This window comes from Fibrobacter sp. UWH9, from assembly GCF_900129715.1.
Lineage (GTDB): Bacteria > Fibrobacterota > Fibrobacteria > Fibrobacterales > Fibrobacteraceae > Fibrobacter.
Genome location: NZ_FQWP01000002.1, coordinates 163,550 through 189,131 on the forward strand (window position 1 = coordinate 163,550; position 25,582 = coordinate 189,131).

Below are 25,582 nucleotides of genomic sequence, written 5' to 3' on the forward strand. Positions count from 1 at the left end.
TTTTATAAAGTTAGACTTTTTTATTACGGTACCAATTTTTTTATCAAACTCTTTTTCTAAAGGATTGCAGAACGGCCTGTTTCAAAAGTTCATTTTTTGGGGTATCAGGGAGCCGAACGTCATCCGAAGATTGAGAGATCATTTGCAACAAACTACGGTCGTCAAAGTTCTTTTCATCAATAGTCAACGCAGACCTGGCTTCCGCTAAATCACGGGCAAGAACAACTTGTTCGTATTGTCCGGGAGTCGGAACAAAAATGCACTTCGCCTTGAGAACGGCCATATCCATAATGGTCGAATATCCTCCACGGGAAACAACCCAATCTGCAGATTGAATGGTTTCGGCAAAGGCTTCATCTTCCAGGTGGGTAAAGAAATCCACATTCCCTTCGTTCCAGTTCTTTACACCCAGAGCGGGACGTCCCATGATAATAGCGTGGCGTCCTTCAATTTTTGAAAAAGCCTCTTTCAGCATATTTTCAAAACGGCTTCGGGCCGGTTCCACGCCAGAAACCACGGCAACAAACTTGTACTTCGGCGCCGCCTGTTCTTTTTGTCGAGTCTCCTGCCCCGCAAATCTAGACAGGGCCCCCACAAACTTTATAGGACGGGGCGCAAGGGAAACGTGAGACATTCTTCCGGCAAAGCCCGGATATTCCGGCAAGTCAGGAACCCAGACTTCGTCAAAATGGCGCATGACGGCAGCATGCCACAAGATTCCCGTAGGTTCAAAAGCCGATAGCATCGGAGGGAACGCAATACGGCGCTGATGCGTCATGTAGATCGACTTCGCCTTCCTGCTGTAAAAACCAAATCGGTTATCAGAAACAAGGACGTCGAAGCCATGGGACTCCACCATTTTTTCGGCATACATCCGTTCAAAACGAATCACCTTATTTAGATGGGCTCCATTTTTCAAAAGCCACAGCCCCATGTTATAGCCATGTTTCGGATATACAATATTGTAGCTGGGAGCCAGATGCTGACGCAGGTTCGGAAAGATCCGACGCAGCAATCCCGCGTTGGACTTTACCACAGCCAGTTCGACCTTGGCGCCCTGACGCAGGAATTCACGAATAACGGGCACGCACCGAGTGGCATGCCCAAGGCCCCAATCCAAAGGAGCCACTAGGACTTTCACTTAGCCTTCTCCAGCCAGATGTTGGCCCAGTCACCGTGGTCGCAATCCTTGTTTCCGCCCATGTCGATTCCCAGCACAATCGTTTTTACGCCAGCGACGTCCACATCGATAGACTGCTTTTCTGTCGGGTACAGACGCTTGCTGCGGAACAATTCACGCCCGTCGCCTGTAATGATGAAGCTGGCACCATCACCGCAAGCACTTTCATCATCTAGACCAATAACGGAGTGCAGCACGCTATATGATGCAGGCAGCTTGAACACGATGCTGGAATTTGCATGGGAACCGATACCGTAGCGGAAGACTTCTTCATCTAGCGTTAGACGATGATGTTCTACGGATTCATTAATCTGGGGAGAGCCCCAATCCTGAGAATAACTATCAATCTTGAGGGATGAAAGAAGCAGAACATTAGGATCTTCGATAAAGAAGTCCTTAAGCACGCGCATGGTGTCGTTATCGGGCATCAGACATTCAAGGCTAGCGCGGTTCATACCGGCCCTGATTTTTGCAGAATCAAGCTGCAGCGTATCAGAATTCAGGGAGACCACGAGATCTTCCTGCAGTTCGCCGTTCAAGCTATACTGGCAGGTAATGGACTCGGGGAACATCTTGCTGACCACGAAGCTGTTGTTTTCCATTTCGGAGACAAACATATTCTGCTGGTAAGCGGACACGCCCTTCTTGGCAATGATCTTGTAAATCGCCAGAGGATAGCCAAACAGTTTAGGTTCCAGCAGGACGCGTTCATTCTTATAGTCGTTAAGGATGCCGTCAATCTGGGTCGTAGTCTTGAAGCCAACCACTCGGCTCTTGCGGTTCAATTCACCATAGCCGTCCTGGCCTCGGACCAGATAGATATTGCCATTGGAAACCTGGGACCACTTGGCGAATGTTTCGGTATCCCAACCCATGAAGGTTCGTTCGCTAAAGGCGCTGTGACCAGAAGCCAGCATCTGCCAGGGACGAGAATAGATGAAAATTGACTTTTCGGGATACGAGGCCAAAGCCGTATTCAGGTAATCTTCTTCGCCCAGCAATTTGTTCTTGTAGTAAAGCATATTGCTGCGATAGCTGTTTCCGTGATAGACCATCAGCCCCACAGACATAAGGCAAGCGATCAAGGCGACAATCTTGCCTGCGGCATCGAGACGCATTTTAGTTGCAAACTGAAGAGCATCGAAAAGGCCCAAAGCCATGATCAGGGCAAACAGCGGCAAGGCGACAAGTACGTATCGCTGGTTGATGTCGATGGTAAAAGTTCCAGACACGTTAAACATGATTACGAAAATCTGGAGACAGAACGTTAGACCGAGTAGCAATCCCTTACGGTAACGCTTAAAGGCAACTGCACGAACCAGAAGCCACACCGTTGCCACCAACAGGATAATGGTAAAACTGGTATAGAAGGGGTTCACCATAATGCCGCCGAAGGAGGGGTCTTCCTTCAGGTTCAGCATGACTTCAATATTAGTCTTCAGATTGAACCACAAGTTTTCAAAGGAATGAGCGGCGTGCTCCCCACCCTGGAAATCATAACCTCGATAAGCGGCCATGGTATTTACAGAGGGCCAGCTGACAGTAATTACCGCCAGAACAAAGAGGGGCAGACGATGTACCTTTTCCAGGAAATACTTATGATAATAAAGGGCAAAGGGAATAAACGCAAAAACGGTTTCCTGACGGGTCTGGGCAAAGAAGCCCAATAAGGGAACAGTCAGCATGAAATGTTTCCAGTTCACCTTGTTGGCGGGAACAAAGGCGTACCAGGCCATAAGTACCGAGAGCAGGAAAATATAAAGCACTTCGGTAGAAGCGGAACGGGCCTGCAACAAGTATATAGGCATACCACCCAGGAATGCTGTTGCCGCCAGGGCCGTCCAGCCATTCTTAAACCATTTTGATAATGCCAGGAAGAAGAACAGCAGGCTTAGCAAATAGAACGGATAATTGACCAACAAGGCCGTATCGCGATTCGGTTCTGCAAAGTTAAACACCAGGGAATAGACAAATCCTAGAGCCTTGCCCTTGAAGTTATTTACTTCATTCTTGCAATCCAGAACGTCGCCATTCCAGATACCTTCGTTGCAAATTCCCCCTGTATGCTGGAAATACATCTGCAGGCCCATAGACTCCCAGCTAGTTTCATCACTGAGGACCCGGTGGGTATTTCCGATGTTTCCAAACATGAAAACAGAAAAAATCAAGGTCACCAGGACAAAGCCGCACATAGGCTTTCCTGAGGGCAGGAACGACTTCAAATGCTTAGAGGTCGAAGGGATGTTTATAACGACACCGACCAACAGCAAAATGAAGGTCAACAAGATGGAATAATAACCCCAGTCAATATCCCAACGTCTAGCGAAAGGAACTGTCAGGTTGTTAAAAATCAAGAAGGCTACAACCATAACCGCAAGCGTTGCTGCAGCAATGGATGCTTCCTTCTTCCCAAGGTTAAGGGAGGCGAACCATTTTTTCATGGACCCAAATCTAGAAAAGATTGGATCTTATCTAATCACGAACTTGCGGATGACTTCGGCAATTCCGCCATGATTGTTGTCTGCTTCGGTAATGTAGTCTGCCTTGGACTTGGCAATTTCGGATCCGTTGACCATGGCAACGCCAAGACCGGCGGCCTCGATCATGGGACAGTCATTTTCTTCGTCACCGCAGGCAATCGTATCGGACAGAGGGACTTTATAGAAATCCGCCATGAATCGAACAGCGTCACCCTTGTTGGATTTCAGGTTTGAAAATTCCAGCATTTCAGGTTTGCTAAAAACGTCAAACAGGTTGCCGGCAGTGGTTTTACGCATTTCGGTTCGGAATTCTTCGAGGCTTCCGTGTCCGAAGGGGGTAATGACGTTCACCTTGATGGGAGACGGCTTTATGACCACGTTGATAGGGACTGCGGGGGCAACCGGAGCCGTTTCACTTTCTAGAGAGGCGAAGTACTCCACAACGTTGTCTACAACGAGGTAGTCCATCATCATCGTTTCGCAGTACTTTTTCAGTTGGTCCGTCTCATATTCTGAAATAACCAGGTCACCGGCATAGGTATGGGCGTGCATACCACAGGAATGGGCGGCATCCATAATGGACTTGACGGATTCTACGGGAATACGTCGGGTAAGGATCGGCTGCTCGGTGGCACAATCGTAAATAAGTCCGCCATTAAAGCTGACCAGGAAAAAGCCAGGTTTGAAGAATCCATACTTCTTGGCCAATTTTTTAGCACTTGTCAGTGGACGTCCAGTCGTAATAAGGAACTTGTTTCCCTGATCCAACATATGCTGAATGGCAGCCATATCCTCGTCAAGGATAAGCTTCTCGTCGGTCAGCAAAGTACCGTCTAGGTCAGAGAAAAGGATTTTCATACAGGCCCCTTAAAGCTGGTCCAGGAAGCTTTCGGCATCCATTTCATCCAGTTCCTTCTGGAGGGCCGCCAGGGATTCGTCGGTAATGGGAGCCTTAGGTTCCGGTTCCCTTTCTTCGGCGATAGCATTGGAAGCATCCACCATCTGACGGAGTGCATCGGCAACTCCAGCCAGGGAGCCATCACGGCTAACGGCGGCCTCTATGGCGCGACTTAACTTTTTGCGCAGGTTTGCAAATTCATCGCGATCCAGTTCGCCCACTTCCCCGTGACAGTACATCAGGGGTGTTTTGCATTGGGCACAGCAAAAGACCATCATATTAGCCTTTTCGCCCTGAAGTTCAACATCAAAAGAGGCGCCACAGTGAGGGCAATCAATATGCAATTTTTCCATAGAATACAATTTAGAAAAATAACAGAACGAACAAATGTTTTTAAATTTGACCTACCTATTTGATGTGTGTATGAGGACCCGTATTTTTTCTTTTTTTGTAAAACAGTTTTTTGTTAACTGATAACTGAATTATGCTTTGCCAGTGGCTTTATCACTTAACCAGCATTGATCTTTTCGACGGCCGTCTGTTCCGCGCAGGTGTTGCCGCCATGCTTTCCATCATCATGGTCATGGTTTTCATGCCCATTTACATCCGCAAGTTGCAGGCGCTGGATGCCACCAGCGACTTCGACAAGGACGGAAAGAGCAAATCTCCCCCCATTATGGGCGGTCTCCTTCTTGTAGTCGTGGTAGAAATTGTCTCCCTCCTCGTTTGCAAGATGAACGGCTACACCATTTCGACTCTGGCCGTGCTGGCCGCCTTCTCTGCGGTTGGCGCCATCGACGATATCGCCAAGGTACGAGCCAAACGACTGATCAAGCTGGGCAAGCTCACTGCAGCCGACTATATGGACAAGGCTGACGGCATTTCCAGTTCCCTGCGTCTGTTCCTGTATTTCCTGTTTAGTCTGGTGGTGGCAATTTTCTGCTATAAGTTCATTCCCGAACTTAAGGGCGACCTGACCATCCCCTTCTGCCCCATCAACGTTTTCCAGATTCACCTGCCCAACTGGATTTTCGTGGGCTTCATGACTTTCGTCATTGCGGCTTCCGCCAACGGAACCAACTTTACCGATGGTCTAGACAGCCTTGTTTCTGTGCCTATTCTTTCTAGCATGGTTTTTGTCGGTCTGGTGGCCTACGTCAGCGGTAACTTCATTTTCAGTAACTACCTGCACGTTCCCTACCTGCCGGGTTGCGATGAACTGTTCCCCCTGGCCATGTCCATTGCAGGCTCTCTGCTGGCATACTTATGGTTTAACAGCCCTCCGGCAGAAATCTACATGGGCGATGCCGGTTCCGTGGGCTTCGGTGCAGCTATCGGCATTATGTTCATTCTCGTGCAGGCAGGTCTCTTCCTTCCCATCGTCTGCATCATCATCATTGCTGAAGCCTGCTCCGTGCTTCTCCAGATTACCTGGTTCAAGATTACCAAGAAGGCCTTTGGTGAAGGTCGACGCATTTTCCTTTGCGCCCCTCTGCACCATCATTTCCAGAAGAAGTGGGACGGACGTTTCCCCAGCAAGCCCCTGATGAATTCCAAGATCGTGTGGAGAATGCACTTGATCAGCATCTTCGCCTTGATTGTCAGCATGGTGATTTTCTTTGGTATTAGGTAACTTGATAATGGCAGATATTATTGAAGTTTTGAAGGCAGCCGGTCAGGACGACCTGCTGAAGCATTTGGAAACCCTGAGCGGCGATGCCCGCAAGAATCTTGAACGCGATATCGCAAGCCAGGACTGGAACGAACTGAAGGCCCTGCACGCAGAAAAATCCGCCGCTAACTTAAGCGACAATGTTTCTGCAGACCTGCAGCCTATGCCTTTCAAGATTGCAGCAGATGACTTACGCTACGACTTCTGGAAGGAAACGGGCGAAATTCTTCTGGGCAAGGGTCAAGTAGCCGCATTCCTGGTAGCCGGTGGACAAGGTTCCCGCCTTGGCTTTGAAGGTCCCAAGGGCATGTTCGACATCGGCCTCCCCAGCCACAAGAGTCTGTTCCAGCTGCAGGCAGAACGTCTGCAGAACTTGGCAGCCCAGGTAGGCCATCCCATTCCCTGGTGCATTATGACTAGCCCTCTCAACCACGAGGCCACAGTCAACTTCTTTACCGAAAATAATTTCTTTGGCATGGACCGCCAGAACATCCGTTTCTTTGAACAGGGCACCATTTGCGCCTTGACTCCCGACGGAAAGGCTGTGCTGGATGGCGAAGATCATCTGGCCCTGGTTCCCGATGGAAACGGAGGTTGCTTCCGCGCCCTGGCCCAGAGCGGTTCTTTGGCATGGCTCATTGAGCGTGGAGTTCGTTACGTGTTCCTCTACAGTGTCGACAACGCCCTCTGCCGCATTTGCGACCCTGCCTTTATTGGCGCTCTCGCCAGCGAAGGCCGCAGCATGAGTGCCTCCAAGGTCGTTCCCAAGGCCGGCCCCAACGAAAAGGTTGGCATTTTTGCCTTCCAGAACAAGAAGCCCGGCGTCGTGGAATACAGCGACCTTCCCGAAGAATATCGCGACATGAAGAACCCCGACGGAAGCTTGACTTTCGATGGCGGAAATATTGCCGTTCACCTTTTCAAGTTGGAAGGTCTTCGTAAGCTGCAGACCAGCAAGCTCCCCTGGCACACTGCCCGCAAGACCGTTTGCGGCATTGAACAGTGCTGGAAGTTTGAACAGTTCCTGTTTGACGCATTCCCCCAGCTGGGAACCATGATGCCCTTCGGTGTTATCCGCGAAGAGGAATTCAGCCCGGTTAAGAATGCCGAAGGAAACGACAGTCCCAAGACCGCTCGTATCATGATCGGTAAGCTCCACAAGGAATGGCTGAAGAAGGCTCACTGCGAAGTGAAGGCCGACAAACTTTACGAAATCTCCCCCGCCCTTAGCTATGCCGGCGAAGGACTTTCCCGCCGAGTTTTCGAACGCGAACTGGGTAAGAGCATCCTGGAGTTTGACGAAGAATAAGCCCCGCAAAAGTGAAGCTGACCTTTTACAAAACAGCCTTGAATATTTTGCTGCGAATGCCGAACTGGTTTTTCGCAGCTCTTTTTATTGTGGCATTTCCCATATACAAGGCTCTTCACCAGAAGCGGGCTTACGGGAGAACGGTCGCGCATTTGCAGAAAGCAAGAGCCTTTAGGGGTTTTACAGCAAAGTGTACCGCAGACGATGTTTTCCGGGGAATCTACTGGAACGCCATCGATTCTTACCGCGGGCTAGCACGACTTAAGCGAACCACAGACAGGATCGTCTACGAAAACGAAAACGTCATGATGGAAGCCTTGACCCGCAGTAAAAGTTCTGACGGAACGCCCCTGCCCCTTGCCGCAATCAGCATTCATCAGGGAGCCTTTGAATTATTGCATCGCAGCCTTTGCCGTTACAGCGACAACGTCCACCTGATTACGGATTCCGTCGGTGACGAAGCAACGCGACAACTTCTGAAGGAACTGCGCAGTGATGAACATCTGACAGAGTATCACCCCGACGAACTGTCCCAACTGTTGCGGAACCTATTTGCGCCGCCAGCAAAGTTGAACAAGAAAGGAAATGCCATTCTCGCCATGGTGGTGGATCAAGGGCGCCATACCAAAGGCTGTACGGAAACGCTATTCAGAATGCCAAGTACGCTCTACCTGCGACTACCCGAAAAAGTAAACCAGATGGGTGCGGGTATCGTCACCTTCCGCACCTTCACCCGCGCAGCAAGTAACTGCGAAGGGTTCCGCGAAAAAGGGTGTCGCGGCAATCAACACCGCGGCAAGAACGAAATCGTCATCCGTTTTGAAACGTACTATCCTCCGAAATTTGATCAGCGGAATAATTCCACGGATCAAATAAAAATTAGCGGTACCAGCCTAACGTCCAGTATCGCCAAAGAAATTGAAAATTGGATTTCTGAAAATCCGTCGGAATGGAGCTGGAACTACCACGGAAATTTTCGCGTGTAATTCACAGCATTCTTAATAAGTCAAGCCGAAGCCGTAAGGGAACAGGCCCTTCTTTCCGTCGCCATCGTTAATGGGAATTTGCTTGGCGTCTTTGGGCCAAGTGTGAGGCAACTTGCCCGTAGGCTTTACATCACCGAAGAGAACGTCGGCAACGCCAGCACCTTCGCTACCCGGAAGCCAAGCCATCACGAAACCATCAGCGGCATCGATCAACTTGGTAATAGGCAACGGACGGCCAGCCACCAGAACGAGAATCACCTTCTTGCCAGCAGCCTTCCAAGCCTTGATTTCCTTGAGGTTCACGTCAGTACTTTCAAAGTGCGTGGTGTGGGAACGTTCCGTTGTAAACAACTTATTATTAAAATCCTTTTCACGGAAATCGCCGAACCATTCAGCATAAGGGGATTCACCAATCACATAAAGAACCGTATTGGCACTGTCAGCAGATTCTACACGAGCGCCCTTAGCCACCTGATCTACGCCAGTCAAAATGGAAGTTGCACCAGGAACTTCGCCACGGGTTCCCTGCCAGCCCAAAGTCCAGGCACCACTCTGAAGACCCGTATGGTCAGCATGAGATCCGGTCACAAAAATCTTGCCATCCTTAGCCAAGGGCAGAATGCCTTCGTTCTTCAGAACAACAAGACTCTTCTGCACGGCTTCGCGGGCAATGGCGCGATGTTCTGCGCTACCGATATTTTCGACAACGCCCACATACTTTGCAGGACCATTGGGATTTTCCAGGCGGCCTGCGCGAATCTTCACGCGAAGAATTCTACGGACAGCATCCTTAATACGATCTTCGGAAACCTTCTTATTCTTCACCAATTCCGTCAGAGTGCTTACGAACGATTCCGCAGAAGACGGAACCATGGCCAGGTCAATGCCTGCGTTAACGGCACGGCGAATAGCCTCTTCGCTGGAAATATTGGTAATCTTACCAGAGTAATCCCCGGCATTGCCCGGAGTAATGGAATGCTGAATGCCTTCCCAGTCAGCAACCACAAAACCGTCAAAGCCAAGTTCCGTTTTCAGCCAACCTGTAAGGCGCAGGGAATCCACATGCTGATGGACACCGCGGATAGTATTGAAGCTGGCCATCACACTTTGGGCACCCTGTTCTACAGCAGCAATGTAAGGCGGCAAATGGGTTTTACGAATCTGGGCGTCAGTAGCCTTAACGTCGCCGCGATCCCATCCCTTGGCCGTACCACCGTCACCAATAAAATGTTTGATGGTTCCAGTAACACGCCATTCTGCGTCAAAATGATCCCCCTGCAAACCGCGAAGGTATGCGGAACCCAGTTCAATGGCCAATTCCGGCTTTTCGCCAAAGCCTTCGTAAGTACGGCCCCAACGTTCATCCTGAGGAACGCTCAAGGCAGGAGCGAAATTGTAGTCAATGTGAGCCGCCCACATTTCTTCTGCGGTAGCCTGGCCAATACGACGAACCAGGGCAGAATCTCGAGTAGCGCCAAGACCAATGTTATGAGGATAAACCGTGCCATTAATAAGGTCAGCGGCACCATGAACGCAATCCTTTCCATAAGTCACGGGAATCTTCTGAGCCCAGGCATTCTTGTAGAATTCAGCAGCGTAAGCGCCACCGCCCTGCAAGGCAGAACCGCAAATGCTGTTACCGCATTTTACATTTGGAACCATGGCCTGGGTCATCTGGGCAATCATGTCATCGATGGTCATGCCAGACATCAAAGTGTCAATCTGGTCTTCGATGGGATCGCGTTTCAAAATAATCTTGGCCGGGTTCTTGGGATCGACGACAGCGGCCACAGACAAAGTTTCCGGCAAGAAACCGGTCTTGCGGACAATCAAAACCTGAGGATCGGCAACCTTGTCCTTGATAGTGAACTTACCCTTAGCATTGGAAAGGGTGCGGGCATCGGGTAAAAGATTGGGCAAGGTCTTAATGCTAACCACAGCATCCTTAATGGGAGCTCCCGATTCATCAAATACAGAACCTTGAACAGCAGCGTTGGCTGCTGTGCTCAAAAACAAGGTAATAGCAGCAGAAAGGAGACGATTTTTCTTCATATCCTAAATTTAAGCAAAATCAGGTCTAAATTCACTAAAAATACACCAAATCAAGTGTACAATTGAAAACAAGTGAATCGACGTTCCATTTTTTGGGTATATTGTATAAAAAGGTGTAATTATGGGATGTTTGAAGAATTGGTTATTTGGCGGATTAGTGTTCGCTCTTTGCGGCACGTCCTTTGCAGACATTGTCTATCAGGGAAAGCGAGTTCAAGCTTGGCCCGACGAAGCAATCACAAAGTTTGACAACTCGCGAGGTGCCTGGAAAAATTCAGGGACGACAAGCGTGATGTTTGCTCCACCAATGGAAAAAAGCCACTACTCCTCCCCCAAGGGCAAAATCTACGGGCTTACCCTGCTGGTGGACTTTTCAGATCAAGTCGCCCCTGTCACCAAGGAAGAAATTTCCGACTGGCTGAACAAGGAAGGTTTCAATCGTGACGGTTGTAACGGTTCTGTCCGTGATTACTATCTGGATGTCTCCAATGGCCAACTGGATTTTACCAACGAAGTCTTCGGCTGGTACCGAGCCAAGTATCCCAAGTCTTATTACGAAGAACTGGAAGGATATTCCGGTTCCGATGTTTTGGTCAAGGAAATATTCGAGTACTTCGATTCCCAAGTGGATTACTCCCGCTACGACAACGACAAAGACGGCATTACCGAAGCCATCAATATCGTGTACGCTGGTCCCGGTCTAACATGGGGACAGGGACTTTGGCCTCACGCCGGCTGGTCCAACGAAATTCGCGACGGCGTCCGCCTGCAAAAGCACCAGATGACCGACATGCCGGGCAAATTTTCCATCTATGTTTTCATTCATGAAAATGGACACATGGTCTTTGGCTGGCCCGACCTTTACTGGTACGGCGACTACTGCACCATGGGCAACCGCGCAAACGACTGGAATCCGGTTGCAATCAACGATTTCTACCGCGCAGACCAAGGCTGGATTCCCTTTGTAGATGTAACCGCAGAAGATCTCGGCAAGATTTCTACAACTGCAGGGGAACAGTGTTACCGCTTCAAGAACCCCGCCCGTCCCGACAAGGAAGGCTTTGTCTGGTCCTACGTTAAAAACGATGGACGAAACAAATCGCTGACAGGCAGCGGCATTCTGATGCAGCACTACGACTTTTCCATCTCTGGGAATTCTGCCGCAGATAAACTGGGGCTGCGAATTGTACACGCAGATTCCAAGGGCAACAGCAGCGATCCCGAAAACGACCAGTGGCCCTCTCCCGGCAGCAGAACCAGCGCATTCTTTAATGCTACAAATTCCTACAGTGCATTTTCAGATGCGCTCTACCCGGCAATCCGCTGGTACAGTGGCGCAGAAACTGGGCTGAAATTCACGGACGTCAGTGTTAGCGGAAACAGCCTCAGTTTCTGCCTCGGTGGCGATTGCACCGATTACAATGCAGAACCTTTCGTAGAAACCGAAATTACCCTCGCCACCGAATTGCCCATCAGCGACAGCTACGCCCCTGTGACCGTCGATTTGCAGGGAGCAAAGGTCGCCGAAGCTCTCGGAATTGCACAAAACGAAATTGCAACCAAGGCTAGTTTCTACGCCGTTGAACCCGATGGTTACCTGAACAGCGAAACCACCGGCGAAGGCACCGGCCACTGGTTTGATACCAAGGGCGCCGTTGCCCAGTGGAATACAAACGGCCCCAGTATCGTATTCTCCAACGTGAATCTCAACACCATGACTACCAAGGTTGGACACATGCCTAACCTGGTAAAGCCGGGTGACACCTTCACCATCAAGCAAGCCTTAGTCTACAAAAACAAGCAGGTGACATTCACAATTACCATAAAAATTCCCGTCGAAGAAACCGGCAGCGATTCTGGCGAAAATTCTGGCAAGGATTCTACAGTTGTTTCAGACTCCAGCACCACAGCCATCGCCCAGCTTCGCCACAATTCTCTGGATTTGTCCGATGCCACAATCCAGTACTTTGACATGAACGGAAACGCCCTAAAGGCTTCCCCCAAGCAGGCCGGCGTCTACCTAATGCGCGTAACAAAAAACGGAAAGGCACTGCGCCAATCCGTCATTCGAATCCGTTAATCCACCAATTCAAAGAACATTAAAAAAGGGCCGCACCAGCGACCCTTTTCAAGTTCGTAACGACAGTGCCGGCTACTTCTTGATGGCCGCCAGGAAGTCCTTTAGGCGCTGGTCCTTGGGATTGTCAAAGATTTCAGCAGGGGTGCCATCTTCCTTGATAATACCGTCAGCAAAGAACAGCACGCGATTAGCCACTTCGCGGGCAAAGCCCATTTCATGAGTCACTACCAGCATGGTCATGCCGGATTGAGCCAAGTCCTTCATAATCTTCAGAACTTCACCCACCATTTCAGGGTCCAAAGCACTGGTGGGTTCATCGAACAAGATGGCTTCGGGATTCATGGCGGCGGCGCGGGCAATAGCCACACGCTGCTGCTGGCCACCAGAAAGCTGAGCGGGATAATGATCCCCACGATCAGCCAAGCCAACACGTTCCAACAATTCATTGGCAAGTTTTTCCCCTTCAGCCTTAGTCACACGACCAAGCTTTACAGGAGCAAACATGATGTTTTCCAAGGCAGTCATATTCTTGAACAGGTTGAACTGCTGGAACACCATGCCTACACGGGCGCGGATAGTGGGCTTGGAAATCTTCTTGTCCAAAATGCTCTTGCCGTCCAGCAGAATATCGCCACTAGTAGGCTTTTCCAGCAAATTCAGTTGACGCAGGAAAGTGGACTTACCGCAACCGGAAGGTCCGATAATGGCCACCACGTCACCCTTATGAAATTCAACATTGATATTCTTCAGGATCTGCTTTTCGCCGTAAGACTTACAAAGATCCTTCACTTCGATCATTACTTGCTTTTCACTCATTGTCGCACCTCCTTAACGTTCGTTCTTCTTCAGTCTCTGTTCAAGACGGGAGACGCAAGCGGAAAGGCCTGCCACGATGATGAAGTAAACGATAGCCACAGAAATCAACGGGAACATGGCTTCGTAAGTCAAACTACGGATAATGTCGCCGCCGCGGGTTAAGTCAGTCAAACCGATGTAGCCGCAAATAGAAGTTTCCTTGATGAGGGAAATAAATTCGTTAGTCAAAGCCGGCAGAGAATTCTTGAATGCCTGGGGATAAACTACATGGATCATCACAGTTCTGAACTTCAGACCAAGACTGCGGCCAGCTTCAATCTGCCCCGGATCCACAGCCTTAATGCCACCGCGGATAATTTCAGAAACGTAGGCACCGGAATTAATACCGAAAGCGATAATCGCCACCAGCAGCTTATTCACGTTCACAGAAGCAAACACGATGTAGTAAATAATCAACAGTTGGACCATCATAGGCGTACCGCGAATCACTGCCAGGTAAGCCTTGCAAATCCAGTTGCCAATCTTGCACTTGCCGTTAAACTCGTGGTTCACGCGGACCATGGCCACAATGAAACCAATCAAAATACCGAGAAGTGCGGCACAGAAAGAAATCACCAAAGTATTGCGGAGACCTTCGCCAATATACTTCCAGCGGTTATCCTTGATGAAGTTCTTGTGGAACTTTTCGCCAAAACTTTCCTGGGAGGCTTCCACTTCGCCAGTACGGACCAGAATCACCACCTTGTTGTCCACCAGCTTATCGGTGAAGTTAATGGACTTCTTACGTTCTTCCGTAACGGTAAAACCAGAAAGACCAATGTCTGCCTTGCCAGAACTTACTGCATTAATGACCGCATCAAATTCAATGTCCTGGATTTCCAGCACGCGGCCCATCTTATCGGCCAGGTAGTAAGCCAACTCGATTTCAAGACCGACGATGAATTCACCTTCATGATATTCATAAGGCGGGAACTGGGCGTTGGTAGCCAGCACCAGAGGCTTTCCTTCCTTCACCTTCTGGGCATAATGGTAAGAACCGGTGCCGCCAATATATGTAGCCATCAAGGAATCAAAAATGCCGTTTTCATGCATTTCCTTCAAAGCCAAATTGAAGGTATCCAGCAAGCCCTCATTACCCTTGGCAATAACACCTGCGTAGGTTTCCTCAACGAAAGCTTCATCCAAAACACGGAGAGTGGGATTCTGCTTCACAAAGAAAATAGCCGGCTGATCATCCAGAAGAACAGCATCAATCTTGCCCTGCTTCAAAGCCTGAACTGCATCGGCCAACTTGGTGAAACGTTCCACATCGATCTTGGCGGTATCGCCACCATATTCAGAGGCGTAAATATCGGCAGTATTACCAATCTGCACACCCACCTTCTTATGACCAAGATCGCTAACTGCAAAAACCTTATTGTCAAGTTCGCTAGCCTTAACATCGCTGCGAACCATGACGACCACCTTATTATCCACCAGCTTGTCGGTAAAGTTAATGGACTTCTTGCGTTCCTCAGTAACAGTGAAACCAGACAAGCCAAGGTCAGCCTTGCCAGAACTTACCGCATTGATTACAGCATCAAATTCAATGTCCTGGATTTCCAGCACGCGACCCATCTTATCGGCCAGGTAATAAGCCAACTCGATTTCAAGACCGACGATGAATTCACCTTCGTGATATTCGTAAGGCGGGAACTGGGCGTTGGTAGCCAGCACCAGAGGCTTTCCTTCCTTCACCTTCTGGGTGTAATGGTAAGAACCGGTACCGCCGATATAAGTAGCCATCAAGGAATCGAAAATGCCGTTTTCATGCATTTCCTTCAACACCAGATTGAAGGTGTCCAAAAGACCTTCATTACCCTTGGCAATAACGCCAGCGTAAGTTTCCTCGACAAAAGTCTCTTCCAGAATGCGGAGGGTGGGATTCTGCTTCACAAAGAAAATTGCCGGCTGGTCATCCAGAAGAACAGCGTCAATCTTGCCCTGCTTCAAAGCCTGGACAGCATCAGCCAACTTGGTGAAACGTTCCACATCGATCTTGGCGGTATCGCCACCATATTCAGAGGCGTAAATATCGGCAGTATTACCAATCTGCACACCCACCTTCTTGTGGGCCAAGTCGGAAACCTTGTGCACGCGGTTTGCCAAGGCATCGTCACCACCAGCCGAGCAGCCCATAAAAGCCACAGAAGAAATGGCCAAGGCAAGGGCCACCACCATCTTAAAAGCGTTACGAACCATAATCCGATTCCTATGAAAAAAATAACGCCTCAAATATAAGTAATAAGAACAGTCTTCTTTATTTATTTGATGGACGTATAATTTAAAAACGCTAACTAGAATAAAAACATCCAAAAACATTTGGGAAAAAAACGTTTGTTTTCTACATTTGGTGCCGCTAAAAAGAAGGGACGCACTTATGGATCTGAACGAAGATGAAAAGTTTCAGCTAGAATGGATCATGAACCACCGCATGGAAGACAAGGACAAGGCTCGCCAGCAGGCAGAAGAAGCTGAGCTTGCCTCTCGCCCCCAGACCCGCGGCCCCCGCGGCAAGAAAATGCGCCGCAGCCCCTCCAGCTGGGATCTTCCCGTCCCCGAAGACGAAATCGACCTCCACGGAATGACCTCCGACGAAGCAGCAGCAGCCGTAGAGCGCCGCATCGATGACCTGCTCATTGCCGGTCTCAGCGTCCTCCGAGTCATCCACGGCGGCGGAAACCCCGAATACGGCAACGTCAAGCATATTATCGACCGCAAGGCCCGTTCCGAATGGAGCAACCGCATTACCCTCTACAAGGTAGAACCCGACAACGCAGGTTCCAGCATCATAAAACTAGGCAAACCCACCCCAAAACTCAACTCAAAAGGCAAGCCCAGGGCAAAAAAATGATTTTTTTACCCTAAACCCCTTTAAAAAGTTCCTGACACATTCTATATTTGGTCTCACCAAAACGGAATATAGCTCAGTCTGGTAGAGCGCTTGCTTCGGGAGCAAGAGGTCGTGAGTTCGAATCTCGCTATTCCGACTAGAACGAAGAAGACCACTCAAAGAGTGGTCTTCTTCGTTTTTATGACCGAGGTGAAGCGTCAGAGGCTACGAAGTAGCCTCATCTCGCGCTGTCCCCCCGAAGACGTAGCCTCATCTCGCGCCGTTCAGTTAGCAGTCCACCCCTACTTCACGCATCTCACAGAAAATCCGAATTCCTTGGGTTTGCTCATATACCCAAAGGCCATGCTCTTGCTGGTCAGATACCACACACGGGCACTCCCCGGAGCAATCCCTTCCAGCTTATCGTCGCTGCTCCAGAAAAAGGCAAACTTCATCATATTGCCATAAGTCTCATCGTCAAAACGATTCCCCGCCGGCATGGCACTAAACTTTAGAGTATCGTTCCCATTGGTATCGCCATTCCAGCCGTAATCCGTCTTTAGCAGGTAGCCTGCGTTAAAGTCGGCACCGGCCGCAGTCCACAAGCTTTCAAAATCTTCATGAGTTGGCAGACGGAAGCCTGCGGGGCAGGCCTTCTGAGCAGCCTCCCAAGTATACAAGCGTCCATAAGCCATGCACTGATCTTCTTCATCCTTGTAGCAGAAACTGCCCTCGGTCTTAAAATTCAGGTTGTCGGCCATCCATACGCGGTTATCCACCGTAATGGTGCGGTAGCTCTGCTTATCCCGCTTATCCTTGATTTCATTTTTCTTTGCCTTTGGGGCGGCAAAAGATGTTCCCACAAGCATAAGGCAAATCACGCCTACGACAAATCCACGAAATTTCATACTGAACCTTAAAAAATTAGACTTTCAAGTCCCTCAAATTTACCTAATAAAACAGCACCTGGCTTCCGGCGCTTCCTTATTTCCAAAACGTCTTTCGGGATTGGGGCAATGCTGTTCCGAGCCGTCGGGCAAAATCCACAATTCTTCTGCAAAGGGGCAAGTTCCCGCCTCAAGAGAATATCCGCGGGCGTTCTCGCCAGAGGTCAAGGCAAATACACTACCCTCGTTTCTCAGCGAACTCCCGCACATTCTGCAGCAATTTAAAATGTATTCCCGCAGTTCGCCTACACTCCGGTCCAGCTCAAATTCACGCCGCAACAGAACATCGGCCTCACTCAGGAAAACCACCATATTCCACTTGATCCGTTCAACGCCAATAACGGTCGCCCAGGCAATCAATTCGGGAATCATCATCAGATTTTTTTGATGTAACGTCACCTGAATCGAAACGGAGGCCGCCTTAGGCAAGCCCTGCCGAATTTTCAACAGACGTTCCACATTCCGCTTCCAGCCATCAAAGCATTCCGAAGCAAGACTGCTAACCTTGATATCGCTGCAACCCTGCAGCAAGCGGATCATGTTGGCGTTTTCATTCCACATTCCAGGAAAGGTCCCGTTTGTGGTCAAGTTCATGGGCACCCCCAGGGAACCGCACAATTCCAGCAGGTCCTCAAAGCGGGAATAAAGCAAGGGCTCGCCCATGGTGCTGGGAATTACTTCTCGTAAAATCCGTTTGCCGTTTTCATCCTGCGTCAACCCATATTTTTCAATGGCCGCCTTGGCCACGTCAAAAGGCATCTCCCCGGTAATTCCAGAAATTTCACCGAAGGTCGCCCTCCGCTGATACAGGAAACACAGGGGGCAGCGCAAATTGCAGACGTCCGGATTAGTCAGCAGGGTTATGCGACGAACGGCAACCAAAGCTGAATCCTAGCGGTTTTCCCTAAGGTACTTGATAGCAGCCATTGCAGCGCGAGCGCCTTCGCCCACAGCCACAGAAACCTGCAAGATGCCGCCGGTGCAATCGCCAGCCGCATAAAGCCCAGGAATCGTGGTCTGCAGATCTTCGTCCAGCACAAGCTTGCCCTGGTCAAAAGCGGCGCCAGCCTTCAAAGCCAGATCCGTTGCATTGGCACTTCCCAGCGCAACGAACAAGCCGTCAAATTCAGCGGTGGAGTCATCGTCAAAAACGACACCCTTAAAGGAACCTTCTCCAGTTAGACCTTTCAATTTGCGGTCAACCACCTTCACATTTTCAGGGAAGTTTGCCGTCAGGGGAACCCCATTGGTCAGAAGGGTCACGGAATTCACCACGTTCAAAAGTTCCATGGTTTCGTGCAGGGCATACTCGCCGCTTCCCATGACAGCCACGTTTTTCTGTCTGTAGAAAAAGGCATCGCACACTGCGCAATAGCTTACGCCATGACCTTCCATTTCGGCCATTCCCGGCAGGGGCTGTTTCTTGCGGGCAGCGCCTGTGGCCATGATACAGACCTTTCCGCGATACTCGCCGTTCAAGCCCGTGGCCACAAATTCGGAACCGTTGAACATCAGGTCGGTCACTTCATCTTCGGCAATTTTGGCACCCAGATCCAGCGCCTGTTTTTTACCAACCTGGAGCAATTCTTCACCGGTCAGAGGTTTCTCCAAACCGTAATAATTTTGTATCAAATGAGCCTTTCCAAGGGCCCCACTATCCTTGCCCACCAGTTGAACATCCAGACCTGCACGCAGGGCATACAGGGAAGCGGACACACCAGCCGGGCCATAACCCAAAATCAATACATCAGACATAATACCTCTCATTTTTCTATCCATAATTTATTTATTTTGAAATAAAGTTTTTGTTTTACTTCAGTAGGATAGGACGATGGAACGTAATAAACCTAGAGACATGTTTGTAGAGGCAGGCTACGGCCCAAACTTTGCAAGGCAGCTTATACAGAATGCCTATAGCAAGCTCTTTGAAGGCGATCCCATTGACGAACGAATCTGCTTCGATGCTTCCGACGACATGAGTTACATCATCGACATCGGACACGACGATATCCGCTCCGAAGGTATGGGTTACGGCATGTTCATTGCCGCACTCACCGGTCACGAAAAACAGTTCGACAAACTGTGGAACTTCACCAAACGTTACGTCCGAAACAACAGCGGTCCCCACGTCGGTTATTTCTCATGGCAGCTGTCCACCATGAACTTCGGCATGATCGACCCCGGTTCCTCCCCCAGCGCTGAACAGTATTTCGCCATTTCACTTTTGATCGCCGCCGAAAAATTCGGACGCCCCGACCTTAAGGATGAAGCCGTCGACTTGATCAACTGGCTCATTCACAAACCCCATTGCGAAAACGTGGGCCCCATCATCGACCCGAACCAGAAGATGATTCGCTTCTCTCCGGTAGACGGAAACGACTTTACCAATCCCAGCTACCACGCCCCCGCTTTCTACCAGGCTTTTGCCGAGGCCTCTGGCGACGACACCTGGCTGACCATCGCTGAAAACAGCCGACAGTTCCTCAAGAAGGCCGCCCACTTTGAAACAGGCCTCTATGCCGACTACACCGAATACGACGGAACACCGGTATCCAAGCCCTGGCATACCGAAGCCAACTGCTACAGCGGCGACGCCTGGCGTGCGGCGTTGAATTTGAGCTTAGACTATGCGCTGTTCAATGGCGATCCAAGCGAAAAGGACATTTGCGAACGCCAGCTGTTCTACTTCGAAAGCAGGAGACCTTACCTGTCCGACTACGCAGTCGACGGCGGAGACTACCCTCGTCGCGGGCGCCCTGCCACCCCAGGTCTAATTGCCATGAATGCGGCCGCCACTCAAGTTCTCAATTCCGGCGATTCCCTGATCAAGCCCTTTGTAAAAGACTTGGCAGCCCTGTCCGTCCCCTTTAGATTTTGGCGTTACTACGACGGCATGCTCTACATGATTGGCCTGTTAGCCACCGCCGGAAAAATTTCATTTTAAGAAATGAGAAAAATCGAGACAAGTAAAAATCAAACAAAAAAAAGGGAGTTAGAATGAACATCAAGAGAATCGCTTGCGTTGCAATCGCTTCGGCACTCTTTTCCATTGGCCTTACAGCATGTGGTGACGACATCCGCGTAGAGAAATATCCTAGCGGTAAGGTTCGCACCGAAACCACCTACGTCAACGACAAGAAGCAGGGACCAGAAAGAGAATTCTACGAGAACGGCAACCTCAAGCGCGAAGTCAGTTACGTCAACGACCGCAAGCAGGGCATTTCAAAGGAATACTACGACGACGGCTCCCTGCAGGCCGAATACAACTACGAAGACGGCTATATCGATGGTATGGTTGTACGTTACCACAAGAACGGAAACGTATCGTCCAAGGCCGAATACAAACAAAATAAGCAAGTTGCATTCGGGGAATACTTTAACGAAAAAGGCGAACCTCTCACAAGCGGAAGCTATAAGGACCCTCGTGATGGTTACGCCTACGAATGGATTCGCATCGGTTCTCAGCTCTGGGTTGCCGAAAACATGAACTACGCAACAGCCAGCGGTTCCGTCTGCGCCCAGTGCAATCATTGGGGCCGCCTCTACAATTTCGAAAACGCCAAGAAGGCATGCCTTGATGGCTTCCACCTCCCCACCAAGGAAGAATGGAACATCCTGTTGACCTACGCCGGCACCGGCAGCAAGGTTGGCACCGCCCTTAAGGCTGGCTACGGCTGGGATCCGCTGAAGGGTACCGGCATCTACGGCAACGGCAAGGACGAGCTGGGATTCGGCGCCAAGGCTGGTGGCGGACATTTCGCCAAGAGCGACGTTCCCATGAAGGATCGCAAGTTCGAAGGAGCCGGTCAAAAGGCTTACTTCTGGGTTTCTAACGGCGAAGTGGTGGTTCTCTTCCACGACAAGGATACCGCCAAGTTCGAAAAGTTCAACCCCGAACACGGCGCAAGCCTCCGTTGCATCAAGGATTAAACCTAACGAAATTCCTGAAACGATTTTTACTCCTGGATTTATCCAGGAGTTTTTTTTGACACTAAAATGTCAATTTGAAAATTTAGATTTTGAAAGAACGTTACAAGGAGGATCGTCTTTATGGAAATTGCAGCAATCATCATCGGCTTAATCATCGGTGTATTCCTGGGAATAACCATCGGGATCTTGATTTCAAAAAGTAAGCAGGCGGTCCTGCAAACCAAATTGGAAGCAGCCCATCAGCTGAGAACGCAATCCCTTCAAGATCAGCAGATCCGATTCGACGAAACCATCGCCAAAGTCCAGGAACAGCTTAAATCCACCACCAACGAAATGCTGAAACAGCGCCAAAAGGAATTCTCAGAATCTAGCGGCCAAAGCATAGAACAGATCGTCACCCCCCTCAAGGAATCCATCAAAAAGATGGAGCAGGCCATGAATAATTCCGCCAGGGAACAGTTTCAGCTGGGAGGAATTCTAAAGAATCAAATCGAGAACGCCATAAAAATGAGCGAATCTGCAAAGGCAAGCGCCGAAGAACTGAGCCGGGTTTTCAAGCACGATTCCAAGATTCAGGGCGACTGGGGCGAAACCGTCCTCAGCAATCTTCTGGATGGACAGGGTGCCCATTACGACACACAGGAAACCCTCCGCGACGCCCAGGGTAATCTCATCAAGACTGAAGATGGCCGCAGTTTACGCCCCGATGTCATCCTCCATCTCGATCACAAGCGAGACGTCATTATCGACTCCAAGGTTTCCATGACCGCCTTCATGAATTACGTCAACGCAGAAACCGATGATGAGCGCAACGCAGCCCTTACAGCCCACATAGCAAGCCTCAAGAAACATGTAGACGAATTGGCCAAGAAGGATTATTCCTCCTACGTCAAACCGCCCAAGGTAAAAATGGACTATGTCATCATGTTTGTCCCTCATTCCGCAGCCCTGTGGACCGCATTGAACGCCTCCCCCACCCTCTGGAGCGAAGCCATGGCCAAGCGGGTCTACATCGTTGACGAACAGACTCTCTACGCCGCCCTCCGTATCATTGACCTGACCTGGACTCAAATCGCCCAGGCTCAGAATCACGAAAAGGTCTACGAACTAGCCAACGAAATGATCGATCGCGTAGGTCAGTTCATGAAAAAATACCAAGCCCTGGGAAGCGCATTGGCTAATGCACAAAAGGCATTTGATGATGGCGAAAAGAAGCTGGCTCCAACAGGTCAGAGCGTTCTTACCACATGCGGAAAACTCATCAAGCTAGGGGCAAAGCAAAGCGAAAAGAACCCCATCCCGGAGCTGGTAGACATAGAAGACGCCCTAACAGAAATCCAATAAAAAAAAGAAACCCTCGATCAAATGTCGAAGGTTTCTTTTTGCAATTAGAAATTACGCGATGTATTCCTGCATGTAATTTCTGTAGCCGGAGGTTTTATCCCTCTGACGAACGACAGAAATTTCTCTGAGTGTACGCGCTGTGTTCCTGCGTGTAATTTCTGTAGCCGGAGGTTTTATCCCTCTGACGAACGACAGAAATTACGTTGTATATTCAGCGTTGATCTTCACATAGTCATAGCTCAAGTCGCAAGTAAATGCGCTAGCGCTTGCATGACCAATGTTCAGTACCAAAGTCACCTTGTATTCGCGCTGACGGACAACAGCGTGGAGTGCATCCTGCTTTTCCTTAGACAGAATCACCGGACGGCCACCATCCAGAACCTGAACGTCACCGAAGAACAGGTCGGTATGTTCTGCAATCATGTTGCAGCCGCTGGAACCAGCAGAGCTCAGGATACGGCCCCAGTTGGGGTCTTCACCGAACATGGCGCACTTGGCCAGGTTGCTGGTACCGATGAAACGAGCCATCTTCAAAGCTTCTTCGTGAGATTCAGCCTTTTCGATGCAAAGTTCAATAAGCTTGGTCGCACCTTCACCGTCGCGGACAATGTCCTTTGCCAGGGACTTCATCACCAGCATCAGAGCGGCGCGGAATTCACCCTGTTCAGAAAGGGAAAGATCTTCGTACTTGAGACCGCTCATGCCGTTTGCCAGCATAATGCAAGTATCGTTGGTGCTGGTATCGCCGTCAACGGTAATGGCGTTGAAGGAGTCTGCAATGTTTGCACGGAATTCAGCAAAGAAATCAATGGGCAGAGCCAAGTCAGTGGTAATGAAAGCCAGCATGGTAGCCATGTTGGGGTGAATCATGCCACTACCCTTGCAAGCACCGCCGATAGTCACCACACCCTTTTCGGTCTGGATTTCAACGGCATGGGACTTCAGAGCAAGGTCGGTAGTCAAAATAGCACGGCCAAATTCTTCGGAAGCATCAGCATGAAGACCTTCAACCAGGCGAGGAATACCGGCTTCAATCTTATCCATGGGCATCAGGTGGCCAATGACACCAGTACTGCAGACAAGAACGCTCTTGGGAGTGAGCTTCAGAGCTTCTTCGGTAAGGGTAGCCATGCGTTCTGCATCAGCCAGACCCTGTTCACCAGTACAGGCGTTGGCGTTACCGCTGTTCACGATAACAGCAGTAGCAAAGTGAGCATGTTCCAGTGCAGCCTTATCGTACTGAACCGGAGCGGCCTTCACCTTATTGGTTGTGAAAACTGCAAAGCAACGGGCAGCCTTTTCGCTCTTGAGCAGGGCCATATCCGCATTGCCGCTAGCCTTGATGCCAGCGCAAATACCAGAAGCGGTAAAGCCCTTGGGGGAGCAGACGCCGCCTTTTTCCAACACAGTGTACATAGTGTCTCCTATTGTTTTTACGCGCTAAATATACAACAAAAAAAGCGACTAAACTAGACCTTTCCTAGCATTGCCCCCTAAAAAAATTCTAATTTAAGGCCATGGCAAAAACACCCTGTACTCAAGAAACATACGACAAGCTGGTTGAACGTTACAATTTCCTTAAAAAGACGGAACGTCCCCGCGTTGTCGACGAAATGGAAGAAGCCCGCAAGCAGGGCGACCTGAGCGAAAACGCAGAATATCACGCCGCCAAGGAAATGCTGGCACATATCGATTCTGAACTTCCCAGACTGGAACAGCAGATTGCTGATTCCATCATCATCGAATTTGACGCGAACTCCGACACCGTCCGTTTTGGCGCCACCGTTACCGCAAAGAACCTGGCAACCAAGAAGGAAGTCGCCTACCAGCTGGTAAGCCCCGAAGGCGTCGACCCCATGAACGGCAAGATCAGCTTCAAGAGCCCCATGGGTTCCGCATTCATGGGCAAGAAGAAGGGCGACATCGTCGAAGTCGTTACCCCCAAGGGTAAGAACCGTTTCGAAATAGTCGACTTCAAGTAAGCGCTATGATTGTAGCCCTCATCGGCAAAGACCAGTTTTCCAAGGACCAGCAGGTAGAACAATTCCTGCAGGATGCCCTTGGCGAAAACAAGGATGACCCGCTGTCTAAGCAGGTCGTGTTCGCTACCGATACCAACATATCCTCTGTAGCAAACGTCATCATGGAATGCTGCGGTACGGTGTCTATGTTCGCACCGGAACAGGCCGTCGTTGTCCGCAACGCCGAAGCCATGAAAGCCGATGACACAAAGACTTTGGCCCGCTGGCTGAAAGACGCTCCCGAGTGCAAGCTGTTGCTTGACTTTGGCGAACTCAAGGCCAGCACAGAACTTTACAAGGTTCTTGCCAAGGTGGGCAAAGTCGAAAAGTACGAAGAACCCAAGCAGTACAATATGCAGAAGTGGATCGCTACAATGGTTCCGGCCCACTTCAAGAAGCCTATTGAACCCGCTGCAAGCCAGTATCTGGCCGACGCCCTTGGCACCAACACCAAGCTAGTTAGCGAAGAACTGGAAAAGGTTCTGCTGTACCAACCGGATTGCACCAAGATCACATACGATCTCGTAAAACTGCTAATCATGCCCCAACGAGAAATTCCGCCCTATGAGTTGCAGAATTTCTTTGGAATGCGAGACGCCAACGGTTACACTAAAAAGCTCCACGAAATCCTCTACGGCGGAGGCGATGCCATCCAGGTCGTCAACTCCCTTTACAAGCATGCCGTGGACCTTCTGAACTTCATGTCCCTTACCGCAAAAGGCATGAGCCAGGCAGAAGCAGCCCAGGCCATCGGCAAGAACGAATACGTTTTCGTAAAGCAGGGGAACGCCGCTGCCTGCTGCACCCGATGGGGCAAGGCCAACCTCTGCAGAGCCATCCGCAGACTGGCAGACCTGAGCTACGAATTCAAGAGTTCCAGCTGGACCGTTATCAGCCAGGAACTGGCCTTGGCCGCCCTGGTCGTCCGTTAAGCTACACTCAGTTTAACGTCCTAATTCCGCAATAATTTCCCACATTTTTTAAGCAAAAAGGCT

At 50.0% G+C, this 25,582-nt stretch carries 21 protein-coding genes and 1 tRNA gene; 11 read left to right on the plus strand and 11 right to left on the minus strand.

Annotated features, from left to right (window positions below):
* Positions 1 to 43 precede the first annotated feature (43 nt).
* From BUB94_RS02460 to BUB94_RS02470, 4 genes are read right to left on the minus strand one after another with little or no spacing between them, the layout of a single operon-like run.
* A complete protein-coding gene (locus BUB94_RS02460; protein ID WP_073233969.1) occupies positions 44 to 1,141 on the minus strand; it encodes a glycosyltransferase in 1,098 nt (365 codons plus the stop codon).
* A complete protein-coding gene (locus tag BUB94_RS02465; RefSeq protein ID WP_139260108.1) occupies positions 1,138 to 3,621 on the minus strand; it encodes an NPCBM/NEW2 domain-containing protein in 2,484 nt (827 codons plus the stop codon). The genes BUB94_RS02460 and BUB94_RS02465 overlap by 4 nt, the downstream gene beginning before the upstream one ends.
* A 27-nt stretch (positions 3,622 to 3,648) precedes the next feature.
* Positions 3,649 to 4,518, minus strand: coding sequence for a Cof-type HAD-IIB family hydrolase (locus tag BUB94_RS16335; protein ID WP_073156395.1), 870 nt, complete (start codon positions 4,516 to 4,518; stop codon positions 3,649 to 3,651).
* A 9-nt stretch (positions 4,519 to 4,527) separates the two neighbouring features.
* Entirely contained in the window at positions 4,528 to 4,911 is a 384-nt protein-coding gene (locus BUB94_RS02470; RefSeq protein WP_073233972.1) for a hypothetical protein, read from the minus strand.
* Positions 4,912 to 5,042: 131 nt separating this feature from the next.
* On the opposite strand from BUB94_RS02470, the gene BUB94_RS02475 reads away from it, so the two are divergent.
* From BUB94_RS02475 to BUB94_RS02485, 3 genes are all read left to right on the plus strand, one after another.
* Positions 5,043 to 6,191, plus strand: coding sequence for an MraY family glycosyltransferase (locus tag BUB94_RS02475; RefSeq protein WP_073156392.1), 1,149 nt, complete (start codon positions 5,043 to 5,045; stop codon positions 6,189 to 6,191).
* Positions 6,192 to 6,198: 7 nt separating this feature from the next.
* Positions 6,199 to 7,539: a UTP--glucose-1-phosphate uridylyltransferase gene (locus BUB94_RS02480; RefSeq protein ID WP_073156389.1), complete on the plus strand. Its 1,341-nt coding sequence runs from the start codon at positions 6,199 to 6,201 to the stop codon at positions 7,537 to 7,539.
* Between the two features lie 152 nt (positions 7,540 to 7,691).
* Entirely contained in the window at positions 7,692 to 8,525 is an 834-nt protein-coding gene (locus BUB94_RS02485) for a lauroyl acyltransferase (RefSeq protein ID WP_254793640.1), read from the plus strand.
* Positions 8,526 to 8,537: 12 nt separating this feature from the next.
* Here the strand turns inward: BUB94_RS02485 and BUB94_RS02490 are convergent, their stop codons facing one another.
* Positions 8,538 to 10,577, minus strand: coding sequence for a glycoside hydrolase family 3 N-terminal domain-containing protein (locus tag BUB94_RS02490; protein WP_073233974.1), 2,040 nt, complete (start codon positions 10,575 to 10,577; stop codon positions 8,538 to 8,540).
* Between the two features lie 130 nt (positions 10,578 to 10,707).
* Between BUB94_RS02490 and BUB94_RS02495 the strand changes: the two genes are divergently transcribed.
* Complete coding sequence (locus BUB94_RS02495) at positions 10,708 to 12,657, plus strand: M6 family metalloprotease domain-containing protein (RefSeq protein ID WP_254793641.1); 1,950 nt, start codon at positions 10,708 to 10,710, stop codon at positions 12,655 to 12,657.
* 72 nt (positions 12,658 to 12,729) lie between these two features.
* Here the strand turns inward: BUB94_RS02495 and BUB94_RS02500 are convergent, their stop codons facing one another.
* Positions 12,730 to 13,473, minus strand: coding sequence for an amino acid ABC transporter ATP-binding protein (locus tag BUB94_RS02500; protein ID WP_073233980.1), 744 nt, complete (start codon positions 13,471 to 13,473; stop codon positions 12,730 to 12,732).
* A 12-nt stretch (positions 13,474 to 13,485) separates the two neighbouring features.
* Positions 13,486 to 15,714, minus strand: coding sequence for an ABC transporter permease subunit (locus BUB94_RS16130; protein ID WP_175549673.1), 2,229 nt, complete (start codon positions 15,712 to 15,714; stop codon positions 13,486 to 13,488).
* Between the two features lie 178 nt (positions 15,715 to 15,892).
* On the opposite strand from BUB94_RS16130, the gene BUB94_RS02515 reads away from it, so the two are divergent.
* Positions 15,893 to 16,366, plus strand: coding sequence for a Smr/MutS family protein (locus BUB94_RS02515; protein ID WP_073156378.1), 474 nt, complete (start codon positions 15,893 to 15,895; stop codon positions 16,364 to 16,366).
* Positions 16,367 to 16,428: 62 nt separating this feature from the next.
* Positions 16,429 to 16,502: transfer RNA gene (locus BUB94_RS02520), tRNA-Pro, on the plus strand.
* A 145-nt stretch (positions 16,503 to 16,647) separates the two neighbouring features.
* On the opposite strand, the gene BUB94_RS02525 is transcribed toward BUB94_RS02520, so the two are convergent.
* From BUB94_RS02525 to BUB94_RS02535, 3 genes are read right to left on the minus strand one after another with little or no spacing between them, the layout of a single operon-like run.
* Positions 16,648 to 17,253, minus strand: a complete 606-nt coding sequence (locus tag BUB94_RS02525; RefSeq protein WP_073156375.1) for a fibrobacter succinogenes major paralogous domain-containing protein — start codon at positions 17,251 to 17,253, stop codon at positions 16,648 to 16,650.
* Between the two features lie 39 nt (positions 17,254 to 17,292).
* The gene (locus tag BUB94_RS02530; protein WP_073233982.1) at positions 17,293 to 18,174 is read right to left on the minus strand and encodes a radical SAM protein; all 882 of its coding nucleotides are present in this window, start codon (positions 18,172 to 18,174) and stop codon (positions 17,293 to 17,295) included.
* A 9-nt stretch (positions 18,175 to 18,183) separates the two neighbouring features.
* Complete coding sequence (locus tag BUB94_RS02535; protein ID WP_073156369.1) at positions 18,184 to 19,047, minus strand: NAD(P)/FAD-dependent oxidoreductase; 864 nt, start codon at positions 19,045 to 19,047, stop codon at positions 18,184 to 18,186.
* A gap of 76 nt (positions 19,048 to 19,123) precedes the next feature.
* On the opposite strand from BUB94_RS02535, the gene BUB94_RS02540 reads away from it, so the two are divergent.
* From BUB94_RS02540 to BUB94_RS02550, 3 genes are all read left to right on the plus strand, one after another.
* Entirely contained in the window at positions 19,124 to 20,236 is a 1,113-nt protein-coding gene (locus BUB94_RS02540) for a glycosyl hydrolase family 8 (protein ID WP_073156367.1), read from the plus strand.
* A 53-nt stretch (positions 20,237 to 20,289) separates the two neighbouring features.
* Positions 20,290 to 21,222: an FISUMP domain-containing protein gene (locus BUB94_RS02545; RefSeq protein WP_249269328.1), complete on the plus strand. Its 933-nt coding sequence runs from the start codon at positions 20,290 to 20,292 to the stop codon at positions 21,220 to 21,222.
* Between the two features lie 120 nt (positions 21,223 to 21,342).
* On the plus strand, positions 21,343 to 22,566 hold the full coding sequence (locus BUB94_RS02550) for a DNA recombination protein RmuC (protein ID WP_073233985.1): 1,224 nt from the start codon (positions 21,343 to 21,345) through the stop codon (positions 22,564 to 22,566).
* 198 nt (positions 22,567 to 22,764) lie between these two features.
* On the opposite strand, the gene argJ is transcribed toward BUB94_RS02550, so the two are convergent.
* Positions 22,765 to 23,982 (minus strand): bifunctional glutamate N-acetyltransferase/amino-acid acetyltransferase ArgJ, encoded by a 1,218-nt coding sequence (gene argJ, locus BUB94_RS02555; RefSeq protein ID WP_073156364.1) that lies wholly within the window; start codon positions 23,980 to 23,982, stop codon positions 22,765 to 22,767.
* 101 nt (positions 23,983 to 24,083) lie between these two features.
* Here argJ and greA point away from each other — a divergent pair, with 101 nt between their 5' ends.
* Both greA and holA read left to right on the plus strand, forming a co-directional pair.
* Positions 24,084 to 24,548, plus strand: a complete 465-nt coding sequence (gene greA / locus BUB94_RS02560; protein WP_073156362.1) for a transcription elongation factor GreA — start codon at positions 24,084 to 24,086, stop codon at positions 24,546 to 24,548.
* Between the two features lie 5 nt (positions 24,549 to 24,553).
* Positions 24,554 to 25,519, plus strand: coding sequence for a DNA polymerase III subunit delta (holA, locus tag BUB94_RS02565; protein ID WP_073156359.1), 966 nt, complete (start codon positions 24,554 to 24,556; stop codon positions 25,517 to 25,519).
* The last annotated feature ends 63 nt before the right edge of the window (positions 25,520 to 25,582 follow it).

Bases quoted from the DNA above. Each gene is read 5' to 3' on its own strand.
- holA (WP_073156359.1), top strand. From the start codon at position 24,554: ATGATTGTAGCCCTCATCGGCAAAGACCAGTTTTCCAAGGACCAGCAG.
- BUB94_RS02545 (WP_249269328.1), top strand. From the start codon at position 20,290: ATGAACATCAAGAGAATCGCTTGCGTTGCAATCGCTTCGGCACTCTTT.
- argJ (WP_073156364.1), bottom strand. From the start codon at position 23,982: ATGTACACTGTGTTGGAAAAAGGCGGCGTCTGCTCCCCCAAGGGCTTT.
- BUB94_RS02540 (WP_073156367.1), top strand. From the start codon at position 19,124: ATGGAACGTAATAAACCTAGAGACATGTTTGTAGAGGCAGGCTACGGC.
- BUB94_RS02470 (WP_073233972.1), bottom strand. From the start codon at position 4,911: ATGGAAAAATTGCATATTGATTGCCCTCACTGTGGCGCCTCTTTTGAT.
- BUB94_RS02515 (WP_073156378.1), top strand. From the start codon at position 15,893: ATGGATCTGAACGAAGATGAAAAGTTTCAGCTAGAATGGATCATGAAC.
- BUB94_RS02490 (WP_073233974.1), bottom strand. From the start codon at position 10,577: ATGAAGAAAAATCGTCTCCTTTCTGCTGCTATTACCTTGTTTTTGAGC.
- BUB94_RS02480 (WP_073156389.1), top strand. From the start codon at position 6,199: ATGGCAGATATTATTGAAGTTTTGAAGGCAGCCGGTCAGGACGACCTG.
- BUB94_RS02465 (WP_139260108.1), bottom strand. From the start codon at position 3,621: ATGAAAAAATGGTTCGCCTCCCTTAACCTTGGGAAGAAGGAAGCATCC.
- BUB94_RS16335 (WP_073156395.1), bottom strand. From the start codon at position 4,518: ATGAAAATCCTTTTCTCTGACCTAGACGGTACTTTGCTGACCGACGAG.
- BUB94_RS16130 (WP_175549673.1), bottom strand. From the start codon at position 15,714: ATGGTTCGTAACGCTTTTAAGATGGTGGTGGCCCTTGCCTTGGCCATT.
- BUB94_RS02475 (WP_073156392.1), top strand. From the start codon at position 5,043: ATGCTTTGCCAGTGGCTTTATCACTTAACCAGCATTGATCTTTTCGAC.
- BUB94_RS02535 (WP_073156369.1), bottom strand. From the start codon at position 19,047: ATGTCTGATGTATTGATTTTGGGTTATGGCCCGGCTGGTGTGTCCGCT.
- greA (WP_073156362.1), top strand. From the start codon at position 24,084: ATGGCAAAAACACCCTGTACTCAAGAAACATACGACAAGCTGGTTGAA.
- BUB94_RS02550 (WP_073233985.1), top strand. From the start codon at position 21,343: ATGGAAATTGCAGCAATCATCATCGGCTTAATCATCGGTGTATTCCTG.
- BUB94_RS02525 (WP_073156375.1), bottom strand. From the start codon at position 17,253: ATGAAATTTCGTGGATTTGTCGTAGGCGTGATTTGCCTTATGCTTGTG.
- BUB94_RS02500 (WP_073233980.1), bottom strand. From the start codon at position 13,473: ATGAGTGAAAAGCAAGTAATGATCGAAGTGAAGGATCTTTGTAAGTCT.